The sequence below is a fragment of the Sorangium sp. So ce426 genome (genome assembly GCF_051475585.1).
GTDB classification, from domain to species: Bacteria; Myxococcota_A; Polyangia; order Polyangiales; family Polyangiaceae; genus Sorangium; species Sorangium cellulosum_B.
This window is the reverse complement of the sequence record NZ_CP150341.1, coordinates 10,128,668-10,146,613: the sequence shown is the minus strand read 5'-3', so window position 1 is coordinate 10,146,613 and position 17,946 is coordinate 10,128,668. Positions and strand designations below refer to the sequence as shown.

Here is a 17,946-nt window from a genome sequence, read left to right as displayed (position 1 = left end):
CATCCCGGACCTGTATCCAGACCGGGAGGGCGGCGCGCGTGATATCGCTGGATTCACGGCCGTTGATGCGCGTCGGAGAGATCGTCGACGAGCGGTTCCAGATCGAGGGCCTCGCGGGCTCGGGCGGGATGGGGCACGTCTACCGGGCGCGCGACCGGCGAAGCGGCGACACGGTGGCTCTCAAGGTGCTTCGCCGCGCCGAGAAGGGTGAGCTCAGCCGCTTCTCCTGCGAGGTGGAGGCGCTCTCGGCGCTGCGCGTCCCCGGCGTCGTCCGGTACATCGCCCACGGCGTCGCGGCGGCCGGCAAGCCGTACCTGGTGATGGAGTGGCTCGCCGGGGAGACGCTCGCCGAGCGCATCGCGCGGCGAGGGCTCACCCCCGCCGAGAGCGTCGACGTCGTCGCGCGGATCGCCGAGACGCTCGGCGCCCTCCACGGGCAGGGCGTCGTGCACCGCGACCTCAAGCCGAGCAACCTGCTCCTCGTCGAGGGGCGGCTCGATCGCGCGATGGTGCTCGACTTCGGGATCGCGCGCTTCCGGATCGACCAGCAGCTCACCCTGCCGGGCACCGTCCTCGGGACCCCGGAGTACATGGCGCCCGAGCAGGCGCGCGGCGAGCGGCGCGTCGACGCCCGCGCCGACGTGTTCGCGCTCGGCTGCGTGCTCTTCAAGTGCCTCACCGGGCGCGCCGCCTTCCAGGGCGCCGGGGCGCTCGCCGTGATGGTCAAGGTGCTGCTCGACGAGCCGCCGCGCCTCCGCGAGGTCCGCCCGGACCTGCCGGACGAGCTCGACGCCCTGGTCACCAGGATGCTCGCGAAGCAGCCAGACGGGCGGCCCCGCGACGGCGCGGCCGTCGCCGAGGAGCTCCGCGCGATCGACCTCAGCCGCGCCGGCGCGGCGGACGGCGCCTACCCTGCCGCGCTGGCGCCCGTCCTGGAGCTCACGAGCAGCGAGCGGCGCGTCACGTGCCTCGTGCTCGCCCACGAGCGCTCGGCGCCCGAGGAGGTGACGCGCTCGCAGGAGGAGGAGCAGGCGCGGGCGACGGGCCGCGCCGACGAGCTCTACGCGCTCGCCGAGCGCTACCAGGGCCAGATCGAGCTCATCGACGCGAGATCGCCGCTGCTCGTGCTGACGAGCGCCGAGGCGGCCACCGATCTCGCCGCGCAGGCCGCGCGCTGCGCGCTCTCGCTGCGCGCGTTGCTCGGCGGCGCGCAGGTCTCGCTCGTGACCGGCCGGGCCGAGCTGACGTCGCGCATCCCGATGGGCGAGCTCATCGACCGGGCGGTCCAGCTCCTGCCGTCGCGCGGCGAGCCGGGCGCAATCGCCGCGGTCCGCATCGACGAGGTGACGGCGGGGCTCCTGGGCGGCCGGTTCGAGACGAGCTGCGAGGGCGGCGCGCGCTTCCTCCACGGGGCGCGGGACGACCTCCGGGTGACGTCGGCGCCGGCGCTGCTCGGCAAGCCGGTGGCGTGCTTCGGGCGGGAGCGGGAGCTCGGCGTGCTCAGCGCCGAGCTCGATCGGAGCACCGAGGAGTCGACCTCCGGCGCGCTGCTGGTGGTCGCGGCGGCCGGCATGGGCAAATCGCGGCTGCGGCAGGAGTTCCTCGAGACGGTGTCGGCGCGCAACGCGCGAGCGGCCGATCGCGCGCGCGGCGGGGGCGGCGCCGACCTGGCGGACGGCGCCCCCGTGGAGGTGTGGATCGGCCAGGGGGACCCGATGAGCTCGGGCTCGGCGTTCGGCCTGCTGTCGCGCGCGCTGCGGAGCGCGATGGGCATCGTCGACGGCGAGCCGCTGGAGGAGCGGCGGCGCAAGGTGAGGGCGCGGGTCGAGCGCCACCCGGAGCTCGACGTCGGGCGCGTCAGCGCCTTCCTTGGCGAGCTCCTGGGCGCGCCGTTCCCGGACGACGACATCCGGGTCGGCGCGGCGCGGCGCAACCGGCAGCTGATGGGCGATCAGCTGCGGCTGTCGTGGGAAGAGTTCATCCGGGCCGAGTGCGCGAGGCAGCCCGTGCTGCTGATCCTCGAGGACCTGCAGTGGGGCGACCTGCCCACCCTGACCATGGTGGAGGCGGCGCTCCGGAGCCTGCGGGATCTGCCGTTCCTGGTGCTGGGGCTGGCCCGACCCGAGGTGCACGAGGCCTTTCCGGGGCTGTCGCAGGGGCGCTTCGGCAACCAGATGATGCTGCCGCCGCTCACGCGCCGGGCGAGCGAGCGGCTGGTGCGGGCCGCGCTGGGGGACGAGGCGAGCGCGGAGCTCGTGGCCACGCTGGTGGACCGGGCGGACGGCAACCCGTTCTACCTGGAGGAGCAGGTCCGCGCGGTGGCGGCCGGCCACGGCGCGGACCTGCCGGAGACGGTGCTGGCGATGGTGCAGGCGCGCATCGAGGCGCTCGACGCCGAGGCGCGGCGCGTGCTGCGGGCCGCGAGCGTGTTCGGCCAGGCGTTCTGGCCGAGCGCGGTGAGCGCGCTGCTCGGGGGCGCCGAGGTGACGCGCTGGCTCTCGGAGCTGGAGCGCCGCGAGGTGGTCCACCGGCGCGGCCCCGGGCGGCTGCGCGGAGAGGTCGAGTACCGCTTCCGGCACGCGCTGGTGCGCGAGGCGGCGTACGGGATGCTGACGGAGGCCGACCGGCGGCTGGGCCACGCGCTGGCGGGCGCCTGGCTGGAGGGCGCGGGCGAGCCCGACGCGATGGCGCTCGCGGAGCACTTCGAGCGCGGCGCCGTGCCCGCGCGGGCCGCGGCGGCGTACCTGCGCGCGGCGCAGCACGCCCTGGAGGGCAACGATCTCGGCGCCGCGATCGCGCGGGCCGAGCGCGGGCTCGAGTGCGCGCCGGAGCCCGCGGTGGTGGGGGCGCTCCGGCTGGTCCAGGCCGAGGCGCACGTGTGGCGGGGCGACCTCGCGCTGGCCGAGCAGCGGGGGACGGACGCGGCGCGGCACCTCGCGCCCGGCTCGGCGCCGTGGTTCGCGGCCGTCACGCAGGCCGTCGCGGCCGCGAGCAAGCTGGGCGGCTTCGACCGCGTGGAGCGGTGGATGGGCGCGGCGGTCGTCGTCACCGCCTCGCAGGGCGCCGAGAGCGCGAGGAGCACCTGTCTCTGCATGGGCGCCTCGACGCTGGCCTTCGCCGGACGGCCTGCGATCGTCGACGGGCTCATCGCGGAGGTGGAGCGCGCCATGGGCGACGGGGCGTCGACCGGCGCCGGCGCCGGCGCCGAGGTCGCCGCGGGGCTGCACCAGGCGCGCGCTTTCCGCGCGATGAGCGGGGGTGATCCCGGCGCCTGCGTCACCGGCCTGGAGGCCGCGCTCGTGGCGTTCGAGCAGGTCGGCGACCGGCGCAACGCGTGCATCACCCGCGCGAACCTGGGCTATTCCTACGGCGAGCTCGGCGACTTCGGCGGCGCCGAGGCGGCGCTCCGCTCCGTGCTGGAGGCCACGGAGCGGATGGGTCTGCACGAGGTGGCGGCGGCGGCGCAGGCCAGCCTCGGGCAGGTCCTCGCCTACCGCGGCAGGCTCGCCGAGGCGCGGGCCGTCGAGGAGGCGGCCCTCGCCTCGAGCCAGCGGCTGGGCGACCCGCGCGCCGAGGTGGTGTCGCGCTCGTACCTCGCGAAGATCGCCCTGCTCGCCGGCGATCTCGCGGGCGCGGAGCGCGAGGCGCGCCTCGCCGAGGCGCTGGAGAGCGCGTCGCCGTTCCGCGTCACGGCCATGGCGATCCGCGCCCGGGCGCTGATCGGGCTGGGGCGCGCCGCCGAGGCGCTCGCGGCCGCCGGCGAGGCCCTGGCAGCGCTCGAGTCGCTCGGCGGGATCGAAGAGGGCGAGTCGATGATCCGGCTGGTCCACGCGGAGGCGTTCTCCGCGGTCGGCGACGCGGCCAGCGCGGCGGTCGCCATCTCCTCGGCGCGCGACAAGCTGCTCGACCGGGCCGCCGGCGTCCGCGATCCCGAGTGGCGCGGGCGCTTTCTCTCACACGTTCCGGACAACGCCCGCACCCTGGAGCTCGCATCGCAGTGGGTCGGAGCTGTCGGAGCCGGGCGGAACCGCCGGAACTGAATGTGGCCGAACGTCACGGAACGTGGCCGAACGTGACGAATCGTTGCTGTCCCACGGAGGAATCCGCGGAGGACGTGCAATTTAATGGCTGACAGTCGAAGTGGTTTGCCGTACCCTGATCGTTGACGTGGAGAGTTCCCGGCTGTCGTTGTGTTGAGCGACGCGCCGGAGGGCGTGCTGTGATCGGGGAGCGTGGGCGCTCCCCTTGGCTCGCTACCTGAGGTCTCATCACGTGAAAACCAGGGCTGTACTTGGGTGCGCAGGCATCCTTTTCGTGGCTACCGGCTGCGTCGCGCCCGAGCAGGCGCTCGAAGCGGGGGATGAAACAGAGGAGCTCGGCTCGAGCGCTGACGAGCTCGCGACCGGCAATGCGCTGAGCGCGAATGCGCTGAGCGTGAATGCGCTGAGCGCGAATGCGCTGAGCGTCAACGCGCTCAGCGTGAACGCGCTGAGCCCGGTGGCGGCCTCCGCTCTCAGGGATCCTGGCGCGAGGGGCGATCTCTTCCGGTCGCTCGTGAAGTACACGGTCAGCTGCGCGCTCAAGGAGTCCCAGTCGTTCCGTTTCTCCTGGACCGACCGCGCGGGCGCGACCCACAAGGAGGTCTATCCCGGACACCTCGGCCTCGCGCCCCGGTGGGACCGCCGCCCGCTCGACGACGAGGGCAAGCGGATGGTCTCCGCGTGCCTCGCCGCCCACACGAACCGTTATGGCGTCTCGGTCAGCATCTCGATGCGCTCCCGACAGAACCCGCTGCATCACGAGGTCGGGTGCGGCGAGCTCGACGAGTACCCTCATGTCGAAGGGGCCTTCTGGGGGAACCTCTTCACGGAGACGCCGTACCTGCGCGCCTGTTACAACCCGGCGAACGTCGACGTCGCGCGCGCGGCGAAGCGCGACTGCGCCGCGGGCCAGCTCGGCGCGGACGGCGATCTCGAGGGCTGCGGGATGATCGAGATCGTCGGGCGTTGCAAGGAGTACTGCGGCAAGCTCAACCGCTCCGGGGAGTATTACAAGGAGTGCAATGATCCGGAGTTCGGCGAGACGCGTTATGTGATCACCACCGCGCTGCGGTGACCCCCCACGAGGCGCGCGACGTCGCGCTGCCGCGGCCGCGAGCGGGTGTACGAGCGCGCCTGTCGGCGCCGTCCCGAGCGCTGGTTGGGCCGAGGCGCGCGACCGGCTGCCGGTCGGCCCGCGGTACGCCTCGGGCCGCGGAAACGCGGAACAGGGCAGGGCCTGAGGTGTGCTAGGCTCGTCGGCGTTCCAACCATGGTTGTGCACCTCGGCAGCTCGGGCAGCGGAGCGGACCCAGCTCTTGAAGAGCTGCGCCAGGCCTACCGCGGCGGGGACCTCGTGGCCTTCGCGGGCGCCGGTGTCTCGGTCGCCGCGGGACTGCCCTCGCGCGAAGAGCTCATCGAGCGGCTCGCCGCGCGCTGTCGCGCGCGCGGCGCGGCGGTGGCGAGCCTCCTCGAGATCGCGACGCTCGCCGAGCAGCAGCGGTTCATCGACGCCCTCTCCGCCATCAAGGAGTGCCTGGGTCCGGTCGAGTTCGGCGCTGCCGTCGCGCGTGACCTCGACGATCGGGCCATAGAGCGTCTGCCTGACATCGCCTTGGCGATCGGGGCCCTTCGACCGCTCCTCCGCGCCCTGCTCACGACCAACCTCGATGGCCTCCTCGAGCGCGCCTTCGCCGGCGCTTGGCCAGCGGTCGCCCGCGCCACCGCGGATCTCGCCCAGCGGCGGCAGTATATCCTCAAGCTCCATGGCACGCTCGTGGATCGGTCGACCTGGGTCCTGACCCGGCAGGACTACGACCACGCCATGAACGCCGATGAGAACCTCAAGCAGGTGTTCCGAGCGCTCTTCAACACCTGCACGCTCCTCTTCGTGGGCTACCGGCTGTCCGACGATGACTTCGACGCCGTCCTCGCCCGGGTGCGCGCCTTCGCCGGCGATCAGCCGCCGAGGCACTTTGCGCTCGTCCCCTCCGACGCTGCGACACCTTACCGAAGGAGGCAGCTCGAGAAGGCCGGCGTGCGGCTCGTCCTGTATGACAATGTCGATGGACAGCACCGCGAGGTGGTGCGCATCCTCCGGGAGCTCGCGGGCGGCGAGGGCGCTGGGGCCGATCGCGCCGAGCCCCCCTTCCGCGAGGCCGAGGCAGCCGGGGCGGAGGATACGCCGGTCGAGCGGCTGCGGCAGTGTTTTCTCCTCGGGTTCAGGCTCTCGCTGGCGGCGAGGATCAAGGCGTCCAACCTGGCATCGCCGGAGCGGGCCGATGACTTTGTCGGCAGGCAGTTGAAGCGCGCCAACCAGAACGGGAGACGTCTCGGCTTCACGCAGCCCATCGCGTTGGAGTCGCCGAAGCCGGGCGAGGACAAATCTGCTTATCTGAAACGATGCTTCAAGGACGCAGCGCTGCTCCATGGGGAGCTGGGCCGGCGGCATGGAGTGGGGCCGAAGACGGCGTTCATCCTGGCGTTCGACGTCGGCATGACGCCGGAGTTCGTCGAGCACCTCGACGAGCCGTCGCGGCTCGACGTGATCGCGCGCTATCAGCAACAGCTGCGCACGCTCGGGATCTCCGATGCGAGCCTTCGCTCGCTCGAGCAGGACCTGAAGGCTGGTGACAGCGCCCGGGCGACGGACGCCGTCTTCGAGTTCAAACGTCAGGTGACGGACGCGCTGCACGAGCGGCTATCGGGCAGCGCGCCGAAGGCGCGAGAGCTCGACGTGTGGCTCTATGCGAGCAACGCCGCGGCGATCGCGGCGGCGTACAGCACGGGAAAGCTGGGCCCGGCGGACATGCCGGACCTGGTGCGAACGTCGAACGACGCGGCGGAGCGGCTCGGGCTGACCGTACCGGAGCTCCCGCCACGAAAGGGGGAGAAGATCAGCGACACGGCGGATGTCTGGTTTTACCTGCTCTCGACGCTGTGCCGTGAGAACGCCGATGAGGTCCGCGAGCGCTTCGGCCCGGACGCACTGGCGATCCTCGTACTGGCCGCCAAGCTGCACATGCTGCTCATCGTGTACGCCCCGGAGGACGACATCTCCACGGCGTTGGTGGCCGCGCTCACGCGCGCCTGCCGCGCGCTCGAGGTACCCGACGACGTGTGGATGCCGCTCGTCCGGCGGATCGAGCGAAAGGAGGACTATGAGATGATAAAATCGCAGATATTCGCGTTCAAAAGGCGATTCGAGCAGCACCTCGAGTGGCGTGTCGAAGAGGCGAAACAGCGCGCTGCTCGGCACGGATAGGGCGACCTTCCCGTTCAGATCGGCGCAAACCGCAGCACCACCCCGCGCGTCGTCCCCGCCAGGAGCGCCCGCCCGTCCGGCAGGAAGGCGGCGCAGGTCACGGTATCGGAGCTCGACGCCAGATCGAACGTGTCCAGGAGCGAGGCGCCCGGGATGTCCCAGAGCTGCAACGTTCCACGCGCCGTCGCGGTGACCGCGAGGCGCTCATGAGGACAGACCGCGAGGACGCCGTCGGCGAGCTGCGATCCCGGGAAGCGTCGCTGCTCCGCTCCCGAAGGGAGGTCGCGCAGCGCGAGGCATTGCTCGGTCTGGATCGCGAGCACGGTGCGCCCGTCGCGGAGGAGCACCTGAGGCTGCGTCTTGAGCCGGTCCGGCACGGGGTTTTGCGAGAGCGTCGCGCCGCTCTCCGCGTCCCAGATCTCGAGCGTGCGGTGCGCCGTCGTGACGACCAGACGCGAACCATCGGTCGAGAAGGTCGCCCGTCTCGCGCCCGCCTTGGTCCTCCGCCACACCTCCCTCGACGCCTGGAGGTCCCATCGGAGCACCGACCCGTCCGCGTCGCAGAACACCACGCCCGTGGCGTCGGGCGTCGGCGCGACGACGACGAATGCTGCCATCTTGAGCGCCACCCACGACCACTGGACCAGCCGCTGCCGGGTGGACACGTCGTACGCGCTGCCGCCTGCTTCATCGCCCACGAACACGCGGCGCCCGTCGGCCGAGAAGGCCACCGCGTTCACCGACATTGTGGAGAGTACTCCCATCGGTCCGCCGGTCGCGACGTCCCAGAGGCGCGCCGTCCTGTCCCGGCTCCCCGTGACCGCGAGCCTTCCGTCGGGCGAGATCGCCAGGCACGTGATCGTCTCCTCGTGCTCGTAGGGAGGCCGCACCTCGCCGCGGCGGATCATGTCGAAATGGCAGATCCGCTTGTGGTGCAGCTCTATCCCGAACGCGCGCGACGCGTCGGGGGCGTACGTGACCCGCCATGTGCCGTGGAAGCCCGAGCTGCTCACCCTCAGCCCGTTCGCCAGCGCCCAGTGCTGGTGGCTTAGCGTGCTCACCGTGAAGACCCAGCTCCCGTCGTGGGAGATCGCGGCGTGGTCGATGGGACTCTTCTCTCCCCAGGCATTGGTATTCTGCCCTTTCCACTTGGGCGCTGGCGGCGCCGCGGCGGCGAGCTTTGCCGTCTCCCAGCACCAGAGGTTGCCGTCGTGATCGCCGATCACGATATGCGCGCCGTCAGACGAGCACGCCGCGGCGGTAACCCGGCTCGGCCCAGGGATTTCGTACGCCACGGCGCTCGTCGCGGCGTCGATCACTCGCTTGCCGTCCACGAGCAGCTGCTCGCTGGGCAGGAACGCGACGGTCGCCGCCGCGCCTTCGACACGCTGTATCTCCACCCCCCGCGCAACGTCCCAGACGCGGACTGCAGGGGCCAGCTCACCCGCCGCGGCCGTGGCCGCGAGCCTTCCGGACCGCGAGACAGCGATGCAGCGGATGACAGGGACCGTGCGCTGCCCCTGGTCGACAGCGCTCACCTTCCAGAGGCGCGCACCCTGACCGAGGTCGTAGAGGGCGAGGCTGCCGTCGTAGCGGCCCACGAGCAGGCGCGCGCCGTCGGGCGTGATCGCGCCGACGGCCGGGACCGCGTGCTCCTCGGCGCCAGGCGCATCGAGCGGAAAGCGCCGGAGCGGCTCGCCGCTCACGGCGTCCCAGAGGGTACTATGGAGATCGTGCCCGAGCGTCCATACGCCGCTGCCGTCGGGTGTACAGAGGACATCGGTCAGCGTCGACCAGCCCTTCCACGCATAACTGCCCCACACGCTCAGGAGGCGCATCGCTCTGGTCGTGGGGCTCGCTGCAGGCGCCGGCGCGGGCCGTTCGTCCTCCGCTCGCGGAGGTGGGGGCTCGGCGGTCACCTCCGTCTGACGCTCTGTACGTTCGGGAGGCCTCGGGGCGTCGGTGCCGACCTCGATCTTCCCGTCGGCGACGTACACGACGAGCGAGCGCTGCCGCCCGTCCGGGCGTCCGAGGTGCGGCAAGATGACGGGCGTCAGCTCGCCGTCGATCAACCGCTCCCAGCCCTGCGGGCTCGCCTGCGCGCCGGCCTGGGCGATGAGCCAGTCAACGAGCGTCACGTCCCACGCGAGCGAGAGGCCGTGCTCGCTCCAGCGCTCGGCCAGACCGGCGAGCAGCACCGACTGCACATAGCCCCTCTGCTTCTCGCCAGCGCTGGGCAACTCCGAGCACACGAGATCGCACTGCTCCATGAACGCGGCGCCCAGCGCCTGCTCACCCGCGCGCAGATCGGCGAACCTCGCGGCCACGGAGCCGCTGTTCGCAGCGGCGAGCCTCACCCCCCGCACCGGCGGCGCGGTCGCGATGACGACCACGTCGCTCAGGTAGATGCGCTTGCCTCGCGAATCGGTGATGGATCCCTCCGCGAGCATCTGCACGAGCATCTCGCGCACCCGGTCGTGGCAGCCGTGCACGTTGTCCAACCGCAGCACGCACCACGGCATCTCCGCGACCCGGTGGAGCGCCACCGTGTCCGAGTAGCCGATGTAGCCTGGACGCGCGCCGATGAGGGACGCGGTGTCGGCGGGGTGGACGTAGCTCGCGAAGTCGATCGCAACCACACGGTCGCTGGCGCCGAACAACGCCTCGGCGATGACGTCGCTCAACGCTCTTGCGGACTGGGTGGCGTCACCCAGGAGCAGAACGACGGCGTTCGGCCGCGCGGGGCGGAGATCGAGCCCCCGCATCGTGACATCGAGCCGCTCCACGAGCCTGGTGGCGTCCTCCTCGGCGAGCAGCCCGCGCGACAGGAGCGCCTTGTGCAGCTTTCCGGTGCGCGCCGACAGCGCGACGGGCATGCCGATCATGCGCTGGGCGACGGCCTCGGCGTCGTCCAGCTCGACCACCTTCTTCCCCTTGGACACCGTGTATGCGACGCACTGTTCGAGCAGGTCGACGCCTTTGTCGGGGAAGTGCCTGTTGCGGAGGAACTGCTTTGCGAAGCCGACGAGCCATCGTACGACGTCGTCGCCCGCGCTCACGCCGCGGAGCTTCGCGAGCTCATCGCGCGTCGCGAACATCACGTCGAGCGTCTGCTCTGGCGTCATCTCCCTCACGCGAATCGGCTGGAAGCGACGCTCCAGGGCGGGATCTGGCTCGATGAAGCGCCGGTACTCGTCGTCCGTCGTCGCGGCGATGCACGCGATCTCTCCGCGGGCGAGCGCCGGCTTGAGCTGGCTCGCGACGTCATTGCGGCCGGCCGCGCCGCCTGCGCCGACGATCGCGTGCACCTCATCGATGAAGAGCAGGATGCCATCCTGGCTTGCCTCCGCGAGGACGGCCATCACCCGCTTCTCGAGCTCTCCATGCGCCCGGCCCGCCTCGGCGACGAGCGCGCCCAGCGACAGCGCGAACAGCCGCACACCGCGCAGGAGCTCGGGCACGTCGCCGCGCACGATGCGCACGGCCAGGCCCTCGACGATGGCCGTCTTGCCCACGCCCGCGGGCCCGAGGAGCATGGGGTTTCGCTTGGTGCGCCGGCACAGCGTCTCGAGGACGAGCGCGGTCTCCTCCTTCCGGCCGACGACGGGCGGCAGGGTGCCCGCCGCGGCCTCGTGCGTGAGATCGCGCGCGAACGCGTTCAGGACCGGCGTCGGCGATTTCGCGCGAGGACGCCACGCAGGCGTCGCACTGCGCTTCGCCGTGAGGCCGGCGGGCGCCGCCGGCGCGGAGTCGTCTTCAAACCGAGCCTTGGTGTCGCCCAGGGTGATCTCGTCGCCGTGCCTGAGCGCCGCTCCTTTCTGCACCCGCTCGCCATTGACGAACGTCCCGTTCGCGCTGCCCAGATCCCGGATCGTCCAGCCGCCAGCGCTGAATTCGATGACGCAGTGATCCTTGGAGACCTTGCTATCGTTGACGGGAACGGCGTGGGTCTCGTTCCGCCCGATCGAGGTCACCGGGCGCAGCTCGATCGTCCTCTGGCCGTCGGCCCGGTGCAGGATCAGGCGAGCCTTCGGCTGGCGCTGATCGGCGCCGATACCTCCTGGACGGACCGTGTAGCCGGCCGCCCTCAGAATGACGACGACGATGTCGTGCTCGGTCACGACCTCGGCGCATCGCTCCTCCATTCGCGCTGCTGCGCGCTGCGCGACCGCGGCCCTGCTGAGGGGCAGTCCGGTCTCGCCGCGGCGCAGCCAGCCGCGCAGGTGGGACATCGCGGTTGCGGCGACGAGCCCTTCAGCGCTCGACTCGGCCATCCCGCCGTATCGGTCGAGCACGGCGAAGAGCCAGTGAAAGACGCCGAGGACCGTGCCCGCGCGCTCGGCCTCTTCGTTGGCGAGGGTGACGAGGCCCTGCGCGGCGGCGCTCAACGCGGGTTCGGGAGCGTTGCCCATGACGTACAGGAAGCCGCAGAACCATTGCCGGTGTCAAGCGCGCGTGGAGCGCTTCCGCTCGCCCGAGCGGTGGGTATGAACAGCCCGAACCCCGCCGGCGTCGGGCGCCCTGCGCGCTCGTATTTGACCTTGGAGAGCCCTGGATTCTCCGCGCTCGGCGCGTGGTGAGGCGCGACGCCGCCACGCCGACCTCCTCGCCGGAGAGCACGTCGGCGCCGTCGGTTTGCTCGGCGCCAGTGCGGGCGCCGAGCATGATTGCAGACACAAGGAGCGCGCGCGGCGGGATCACCCTATCGGTCTCGTTCATCTCGTCCTCCTTTCTCGATGGCTCGTGACAATCCGCGTCGGTGCTCGGCCGAGGCCCTGGCGCCCATCGCCTCGACGTCGATGATGCGTTTGTGCCACGGAGGCGCGCGCGTGGATGCCATCGCTGCGAGCGATCGCGCCGCCCTCCTTGGCGCGGGCGGCGTCGCCGGGCGAAGATGCGCGGCCATGGAGATGCATCAGGTCCGGTATTTCCTTGCGGTGACCGAGACCCGCAGCTTCACGCGCGCGGCCGAGCGGTGCGCGGTCTCGCAGCCCGCGCTCACGGCCGCCATCAAGAAGCTCGAGGAGGAGCTGGGCGGGCCGCTCGTCCTGCGCGAGCGCGGCGGCGCCAAGCTCACGGCGCTGGGGCAGCGCGTGCTGCCGCGGCTCCAGCGGCTGCGGGACGAGATGCAGGCCGTCCAGGTGATCGCGGACAACCACCGGCGCCTCAAGCAGGTGCCGCTCCGGGTGGGCATCCTCTGCACCATCGGGCCCGCGCGGCTCGCGGGCTCGCTGGCGGCGTTCCGCGCGGAGGCGCCGGGGGTGGAGCTGGAGATCGCGGTGGCCGTGCAGGGGGAGCTCCTGCGGCGGCTGGAGGAGGCCGAGGTCGACGTCATCGTTTCGAACCTCGGTGACGCCGTGCCGGACTGGTGCGTGGTGGCGCCCCTCTACGAGGAGCGCTACGTCGTGGTCCTCCCGCCCGGCCACCACCTGGCCGCGCGCGAGGGCCTGCGGCTCGAGGATCTGGACGGCGAGCCCTACCTCGATCGGCTCGCCTGCGAGATGCGCGAGCAGGTGACGGGCGTGTGCGCCGCGCGGCGCGTGGACCTGTACGCGGCGTACCGCACCGACCGGGAGGACTGGGTCCAGAGCCTGGTGCAGGCGGGGCTGGGGTTTGCCTTCATGCCCGAGCACTCGGTGCTCCTGACGGGCGCGTCGCAGCGCCCGCTCGTCGATCCGGCCCTCCGTCGCACCGTCGCGCTGGTGCGCTCGGGCGATCGCACGCCGGCGCCGGGCTTGCAGCTCTTCTGGGACGCGCTGCTCTCACGCGCTGCGCGGGCGCGGCCGGTCACCCCTTCGCGGCGATGATGTCCACGTGCTCGATGACGGGCGGCGCGGCGAGCAGCTCCGGCGCCTTGGCCATGAGCGCTGCGGCGATGCGGCCCGCGAGGTGCTCCTTGCGCCCCACCTCGTCCGCGAAGGTGTCGAAGATGCCGAACGTCGACGGCCCGATGCGCAGCGCGAACCAGTGAACCGTCCGCGGCTCCTCGGCGGCGAGGCCGACGGCGGAGCGGAGGAGCGCCTCGACCTCGGCCTCCTTGCCGGGCTTGGCCTCGATGCGGGCCAGGAGGGAGAGCGTCACGGCGGTCGGGAAAGCAGCGGTCATGGGATCCTCCTCTTCGGCGGCGCACGGCGCGCCGCGCTTCGGTGAAGAGAGTTGTAATGACGCGCATCCGGCCGACCATTCGATGTTCTGGATGGATCCATCAGCGCCGTGGATGGGCGCTTCACCGGAGGGATGCCGGCGGCCCTCCGCCATGGCGGCGCCACCCCCTGAGCAGGAGCTCTCCTCGGGTTCTCCCGTGTTTTCGCGCCGGCATGGGGTGTGCTCGAGGTCGAGCGTCATGCCGACGCTCGAGCACAACGCCCTCGTCGAGATGTTCCGTGAGCACCCCGAGCTCGCGCCCCACTGGCTCGCGACGCTCTTCCGCCTCGAGGTGCCGCCACACACCTCGGTCGGAGTCGTCGAATCGTCGCTCGACCAGCTCCTCCCGGTGGAGTTCCGCGCTGATCTGGTGCTCGAGCTTCGAGACGCGAGCGGCGCGCTGGTGCTTGCGATCGTCATCGAGGTCCAGCGCGACATGGATCCGGACAAGAAGTTCTCGTGGCCGACGTACGTCACGGTCGTGCGTGCCAGGAAGCGCTGCGGCACGGTCATCCTCGTGATCGCACCGGACGCCGGCGTGGCCGCCTGGGCGGCGGAGAACATCGACCTCGGCCTGGGCCTCGGCCACGTCGAGCCGCTGGTGCTCGGTCCGGCCGTCGTCCCCGAGATCACCGACCCTGCCGAGGCGGAGAAGGACGCCGAGCTGGCCGTGCTCTCGGCGGTGGCGCACGGCAATGGGCCGAGCGGGCTCACCGTGGTCAAGGCCGCGCTCGTTGCGCTTGGGCGGCTCGACCAGGAGCACGCGATGGTCTACTTTCAGGTCATCTGGAGCGGGTTGCGTGAGCCCATGCGGCGGGCTCTGGAGGCGTTGGTCATGGAACGGCAGATCGAAGACGAGGCGAGGTTTCCGTTCGTGCGGGAGCTGATGGATCGCATCAAGCTCGCGAGCCTACGTGAGGGCGAGCTCAAGGGTCTACGTGAGGGCAAGCTCGAGGGCATGCGTGAGGGCAAGCTCGAGGGGCTACGCGAGGGCAAGAGGGACACGCTGCTGCGGCTGCTTGCGCGTGCAGGGATCGCGCTGACCGTGAACGAGAGCGCGCGTATTCACGCATGCACGGACATCGCGACCCTCGACCGCTGGATCGATAACGTCCTCGGGGCGAAGACTGCGACCGACGTGCTCACCTGACTGGAGCGCGCTGACCGCGAAGACAGGCGAGGAGATCTTCTCTCTCCAGCGCGCCGCCGTCGAGGCGGGCACGCGCTACCTGCTCGCCGTGGACCCGAAGAAGGCGAGCCCGTTCGAGCGCGGGCAGCTCGTCCTCGACGAGATCACCGCGACGCTCGAGTGGCTGTTCGACGATGGCGTCGAGGACGAGAACGACGCGAGGCTCGCCAAGCTCGGACAGGCCCACGCGGGCGACCCGTCCACCGCCGACGCGCTCGCGCTGGCCCTGGACGACTACGCCGCCCTCGCGGCGCCCCAGCGCGAGGCGATGGATGGCCTCGGCGGGTTCGACGCGGCCATGCTCGACGAGGCCGCGGAGCTCGCGGCCGCGCTCCGGGAGCACCCCACCCAGAGCGCCGCGCTCGGTGAGAAGGCGCGCGAGGCGCTTGTCCTCCGCAACAAGGTGATCGGGCTGTTGAGCGCGCGGATATCGACGGTGCGCGCGGCGGCGCGGTTCGTGTTCCGGGACCGGCCGGAGATCGTGCGCGAGGCGACAAGCACCTACGAGCGGCGGCGCCGGGCCGAGGCCAAGCGCCGCGCGAAGAAGGTCGACGCGCCGGCGCCCCTGTGAGCTCGCCTTGACGGGGCGCTGTCCAGTGGCCTCGTCCCGCGTTGAGGGCCCGCGGCGTCAGGCGTCGAACCATGGGGGAGCGGATCCATGGGCCATCGGTCTCGCTGGCGTGATCTCGTGATACGGGCATCGATCCCGGCATGATGCCGTCTCGGGCGGAGATGGCCTGATCCTGCGATCCGTGCTCGGAGATTCCGGCTCGACGGCGCGGGGACCGAGGTTATGGTGCGACCCCGCAGCGCAATCGGGCCGACCCGCGGAGGGGAAGATGAACCAGGAAGAGCGGCAGGACGCAGCCACCTATCGCGTCGTCGTCGATCACGAGAAGCAGTACACCGTCTGCCCTGTCGAGCGCGCGATCCCGAGCGGGTCGCGGGAGGCCGGCAAGCAGGGATCCATCATGGAGTGCCTCGCTTATATCGAGCAAGCATGGGAGCGCCTGCGCGCCCCGGAGGAGGGATGCGCCCCGGCGGAGGTCGCCCGTGCGCGCGCGGAGTGGCTCTCCTGATGCCGGCATGAGGCGCGGGGGGCGGCGATGACAGGGGCGACGTGGCCATGCAAGCGGAGTCCGCGCCGTCCGCCCGGCAGCCTGGTCAGGCTGGACCTGGAGCACGCTGGCTGGGCGGAGAGCCTTGCGCCATGGGGGCCTGCCAAAGCGTGCCAACATGGGCCAGCGGGGAACTCCCGCGCTCGAGTAGCCGCATGAAACAAGGCAAGGATGGCCGCGGAACGGCGATTGCTGAGGGCAGGCCCGGAGGAGCGGATGCGTCACCTCTCTCGCGTCGGTGTTGCCCTCGTTGTGCCCCTGTTCATCGGCTGTTCCTCGCACGTGGACCTCGACGCTGAGAGCGCTTCAGCGGGTGGGTCCGGCGGCGCGCCGACCGGGGAAGGCGGCGCGCCGACCGGGGAAGGCGGCGCGCCGAGCGGGGAAGGCGGCGCGCCGAGCGGGGAAGGCGGCGCGCCGAGCGGGGAAGGCGGCGCGCCGAGCGGGGAAGGCGGCGCGCCGAGCGGGGAGACGACGGTTTCGCCCGGGTGCCCGAGCGAGGTGCTTGTCGAGTCGACTGCGTGTCCTGAGATCGGGAAGATCTGCACGTACACGACGGGCGATTGCGCCCTCGTGTTCGAATGCAAAGCCAATGAGGGTGATCCCGACGATACTCAGAGCAGCTGCGCAGCGCGGCCGGCAGCCTGGCTCAAGACGGAGCAATCGGCGTGCGGCGGATGCTCCGGGGCCAACGCGAGCTGCGTTCCGTGCGAGGGCGCCAGCCCAGGCGAACCGTGCGATGCTGTCGGCTATGCTTGCGAGAACGACTCCGGGGGCGGCAACTGTGGTGGGGCGATGCGCTGCAAGCACGACAAGACATGGGTTGTATCAACGCTCTACCCCTGGTGTTGCATCTAGAACACCAATCAATCATGTTGAAACCCGGAGAATTTCACGGGGAGGCGGGGAGGCGGGGAGGAAGAAAAAATGAATTTCTCCCTCTTGCCGTCTCTCGCTCCCCGCCTCCCCGCCTCCCTGTGAAATTCCTGCTTTTCTCGTGGTTTCAGCCCGTTTGTCGCTCTAGGTAACGAGCGCCGCGATCCCGCCCCGCAGAGGTGGATCCGAGTCACGGCGCGATAAGCCCCATCTGCATCTCGAGCGGATCGATCCCGCGCAGCACGGCGGCGCCGTGCGGTCCGGCGCGGCGACAGGCTTCCTCGACGGGGAGGCCGTGGGCGAGATAGTAGGTGAGGGCGCCGGCGAAGCTGTCGCCGGCGCCGTACTCGCCGAGGACGCGGTCCGGCGCGGGCGGTGCGTCGACCAGCGCGGCGCTCCCCGGGCGGAGGACGCGGACGGGCCGCGGCCCGTCGGTGAGCACCAGCGCGCCGGGACAGGGGTCGTACGCGGTGAGCGGGGCGTTCTCGCGCGGATCGGAGGCGCTGCCGATGACCACGTCGGGGGCGATCGCCGCCGCCCGGAGCGCCGCGCCCCTGCGGGCGGTCACGACGAGGCGACGCGCGGCGCGCGCGAGGCGCAGGCTCTCGGGGTCGGCGCCGGTGAAGTACACGGCGTCGCAGCCCGCGAGGATCGACCACGGGAGCGGGTCGGTCGCGGCGGGCTGGAGCGGGGCCCCGGTGACGACGATGGTGCGACGGCCCTCGGCGTCCACGACGACGACCACGCGCGGGTGATCCACGGCGCGCGCCGCCGCGTGGACGTGCACGCGCCCCGGCGCGACGCGGATGCGCTCCCCGACGGCGCGCGCCGCCGCGTCGTGCCCGAGCGCGGTGAAGAGGTGGATCTCGGCGTCGCTCCGGCAGAGCTGCGCGAAGGCGAGGCCGCCGCCCCCGCCGGGCAGGAAGCGCGCGTCGAGCAGGTGAACGATGTCGCCCGGCTGGGGGACGCCCTCGGTGCGGCCGAGCGTCACGTGCTCGACGTGACCCACGACGGCGATGCGCAGCGCTGCCATGCCGCTCGACATAACACGGCGGCGCCGCGCCGCGCGGGCGCCTCTTGGCCGCCGCCCGGCCGGAGCACGCCCACCTCCCCAGCCCCCCGCGCTCCCCGCCATGCCCGGCGACGCCCCTCGCCGGGTAGGGCCGGCGGCGCGCGCGGGAAAAGAGGATCGGTGCCTGTCAGAAGCCGGACGGCCGCGGCGTAGGAACGGGGGTGGCCGTCGAGCCACGCCCGAGCCGCGCCCCCGCGCCCTCCCGCGCGCCAGGGCCAGCCGCCGTCGCGCGCTGGTGAACGGAGACG

General features: G+C 71.9%; 10 protein-coding genes. 7 read left to right on the top strand and 3 right to left on the bottom strand.

What is annotated here, in order from left to right; translation table 11 throughout:
• The first annotated feature begins 65 nt into the window (after window positions 1-65).
• The 3 genes from WMF44_RS38020 (at window position 66) to WMF44_RS38010 (ending at window position 7,302) form a co-directional block, all read left to right on the top strand.
• A complete protein-coding gene (locus tag WMF44_RS38020; RefSeq protein WP_437294940.1) occupies window positions 66-4,040 on the top strand; it encodes a protein kinase domain-containing protein in 3,975 nt (1,324 codons plus the stop codon).
• A 274-nt stretch (window positions 4,041-4,314) separates the two neighbouring features.
• Complete coding sequence (locus WMF44_RS38015; protein ID WP_437294939.1) at window positions 4,315-5,115, top strand: hypothetical protein; 801 nt, start codon at window positions 4,315-4,317, stop codon at window positions 5,113-5,115.
• Between the two features lie 195 nt (window positions 5,116-5,310).
• Window positions 5,311-7,302, top strand: a complete 1,992-nt coding sequence (locus WMF44_RS38010; protein WP_437294938.1) for an SIR2 family NAD-dependent protein deacylase — start codon at window positions 5,311-5,313, stop codon at window positions 7,300-7,302.
• A 14-nt stretch (window positions 7,303-7,316) separates the two neighbouring features.
• On the opposite strand, the gene WMF44_RS38005 is transcribed toward WMF44_RS38010, so the two are convergent.
• Window positions 7,317-11,714 carry an FHA domain-containing protein gene (locus tag WMF44_RS38005; protein WP_437294937.1) on the bottom strand — a complete coding sequence of 1,466 codons (4,398 nt, stop codon included), beginning with the start codon at window positions 11,712-11,714 and terminating at the stop codon, window positions 7,317-7,319.
• Window positions 11,715-12,131: 417 nt separating this feature from the next.
• On the opposite strand from WMF44_RS38005, the gene WMF44_RS38000 reads away from it, so the two are divergent.
• Complete coding sequence (locus tag WMF44_RS38000; RefSeq protein ID WP_437294936.1) at window positions 12,132-13,109, top strand: LysR family transcriptional regulator; 978 nt, start codon at window positions 12,132-12,134, stop codon at window positions 13,107-13,109.
• On the opposite strand, the gene WMF44_RS37995 is transcribed toward WMF44_RS38000, so the two are convergent.
• Complete coding sequence (locus WMF44_RS37995; RefSeq protein ID WP_437294935.1) at window positions 13,090-13,407, bottom strand: putative quinol monooxygenase; 318 nt, start codon at window positions 13,405-13,407, stop codon at window positions 13,090-13,092. The genes WMF44_RS38000 and WMF44_RS37995 overlap by 20 nt on opposite strands.
• On the opposite strand from WMF44_RS37995, the gene WMF44_RS37990 reads away from it, so the two are divergent.
• From WMF44_RS37990 to WMF44_RS37980, 3 genes are all read left to right on the top strand, one after another.
• Window positions 13,406-14,596: a hypothetical protein gene (locus tag WMF44_RS37990; protein ID WP_437294934.1), complete on the top strand. Its 1,191-nt coding sequence runs from the start codon at window positions 13,406-13,408 to the stop codon at window positions 14,594-14,596. The genes WMF44_RS37995 and WMF44_RS37990 overlap by 2 nt on opposite strands.
• A gap of 88 nt (window positions 14,597-14,684) precedes the next feature.
• Entirely contained in the window at window positions 14,685-15,206 is a 522-nt protein-coding gene (locus WMF44_RS37985) for a hypothetical protein (RefSeq protein ID WP_437294933.1), read from the top strand.
• A gap of 268 nt (window positions 15,207-15,474) precedes the next feature.
• The gene (locus WMF44_RS37980) at window positions 15,475-15,714 is read left to right on the top strand and encodes an MbtH family protein (RefSeq protein ID WP_012239717.1); all 240 of its coding nucleotides are present in this window, start codon (window positions 15,475-15,477) and stop codon (window positions 15,712-15,714) included.
• A 1,102-nt stretch (window positions 15,715-16,816) separates the two neighbouring features.
• On the opposite strand, the gene WMF44_RS37975 is transcribed toward WMF44_RS37980, so the two are convergent.
• Entirely contained in the window at window positions 16,817-17,659 is an 843-nt protein-coding gene (locus WMF44_RS37975; protein WP_437294932.1) for a PfkB family carbohydrate kinase, read from the bottom strand.
• Window positions 17,660-17,946: the final 287 nt, after the last annotated feature.

What these genes read in the sequence shown, in the direction of transcription:
- WMF44_RS38020 (WP_437294940.1), top strand. Translation starts at nt 66, where the DNA reads ATGCGCGTCGGAGAGATCGTCGACGAGCGGTTCCAGATCGAGGGCCTC.
- WMF44_RS38010 (WP_437294938.1), top strand. Translation starts at nt 5,311, where the DNA reads ATGGTTGTGCACCTCGGCAGCTCGGGCAGCGGAGCGGACCCAGCTCTT.
- WMF44_RS38005 (WP_437294937.1), bottom strand. Translation starts at nt 11,714, where the DNA reads ATGGGCAACGCTCCCGAACCCGCGTTGAGCGCCGCCGCGCAGGGCCTC.
- WMF44_RS37990 (WP_437294934.1), top strand. Translation starts at nt 13,406, where the DNA reads ATGGGATCCTCCTCTTCGGCGGCGCACGGCGCGCCGCGCTTCGGTGAA.
- WMF44_RS37995 (WP_437294935.1), bottom strand. Translation starts at nt 13,407, where the DNA reads ATGACCGCTGCTTTCCCGACCGCCGTGACGCTCTCCCTCCTGGCCCGC.
- WMF44_RS37980 (WP_012239717.1), top strand. Translation starts at nt 15,475, where the DNA reads ATGAACCAGGAAGAGCGGCAGGACGCAGCCACCTATCGCGTCGTCGTC.
- WMF44_RS37975 (WP_437294932.1), bottom strand. Translation starts at nt 17,659, where the DNA reads ATGGCAGCGCTGCGCATCGCCGTCGTGGGTCACGTCGAGCACGTGACG.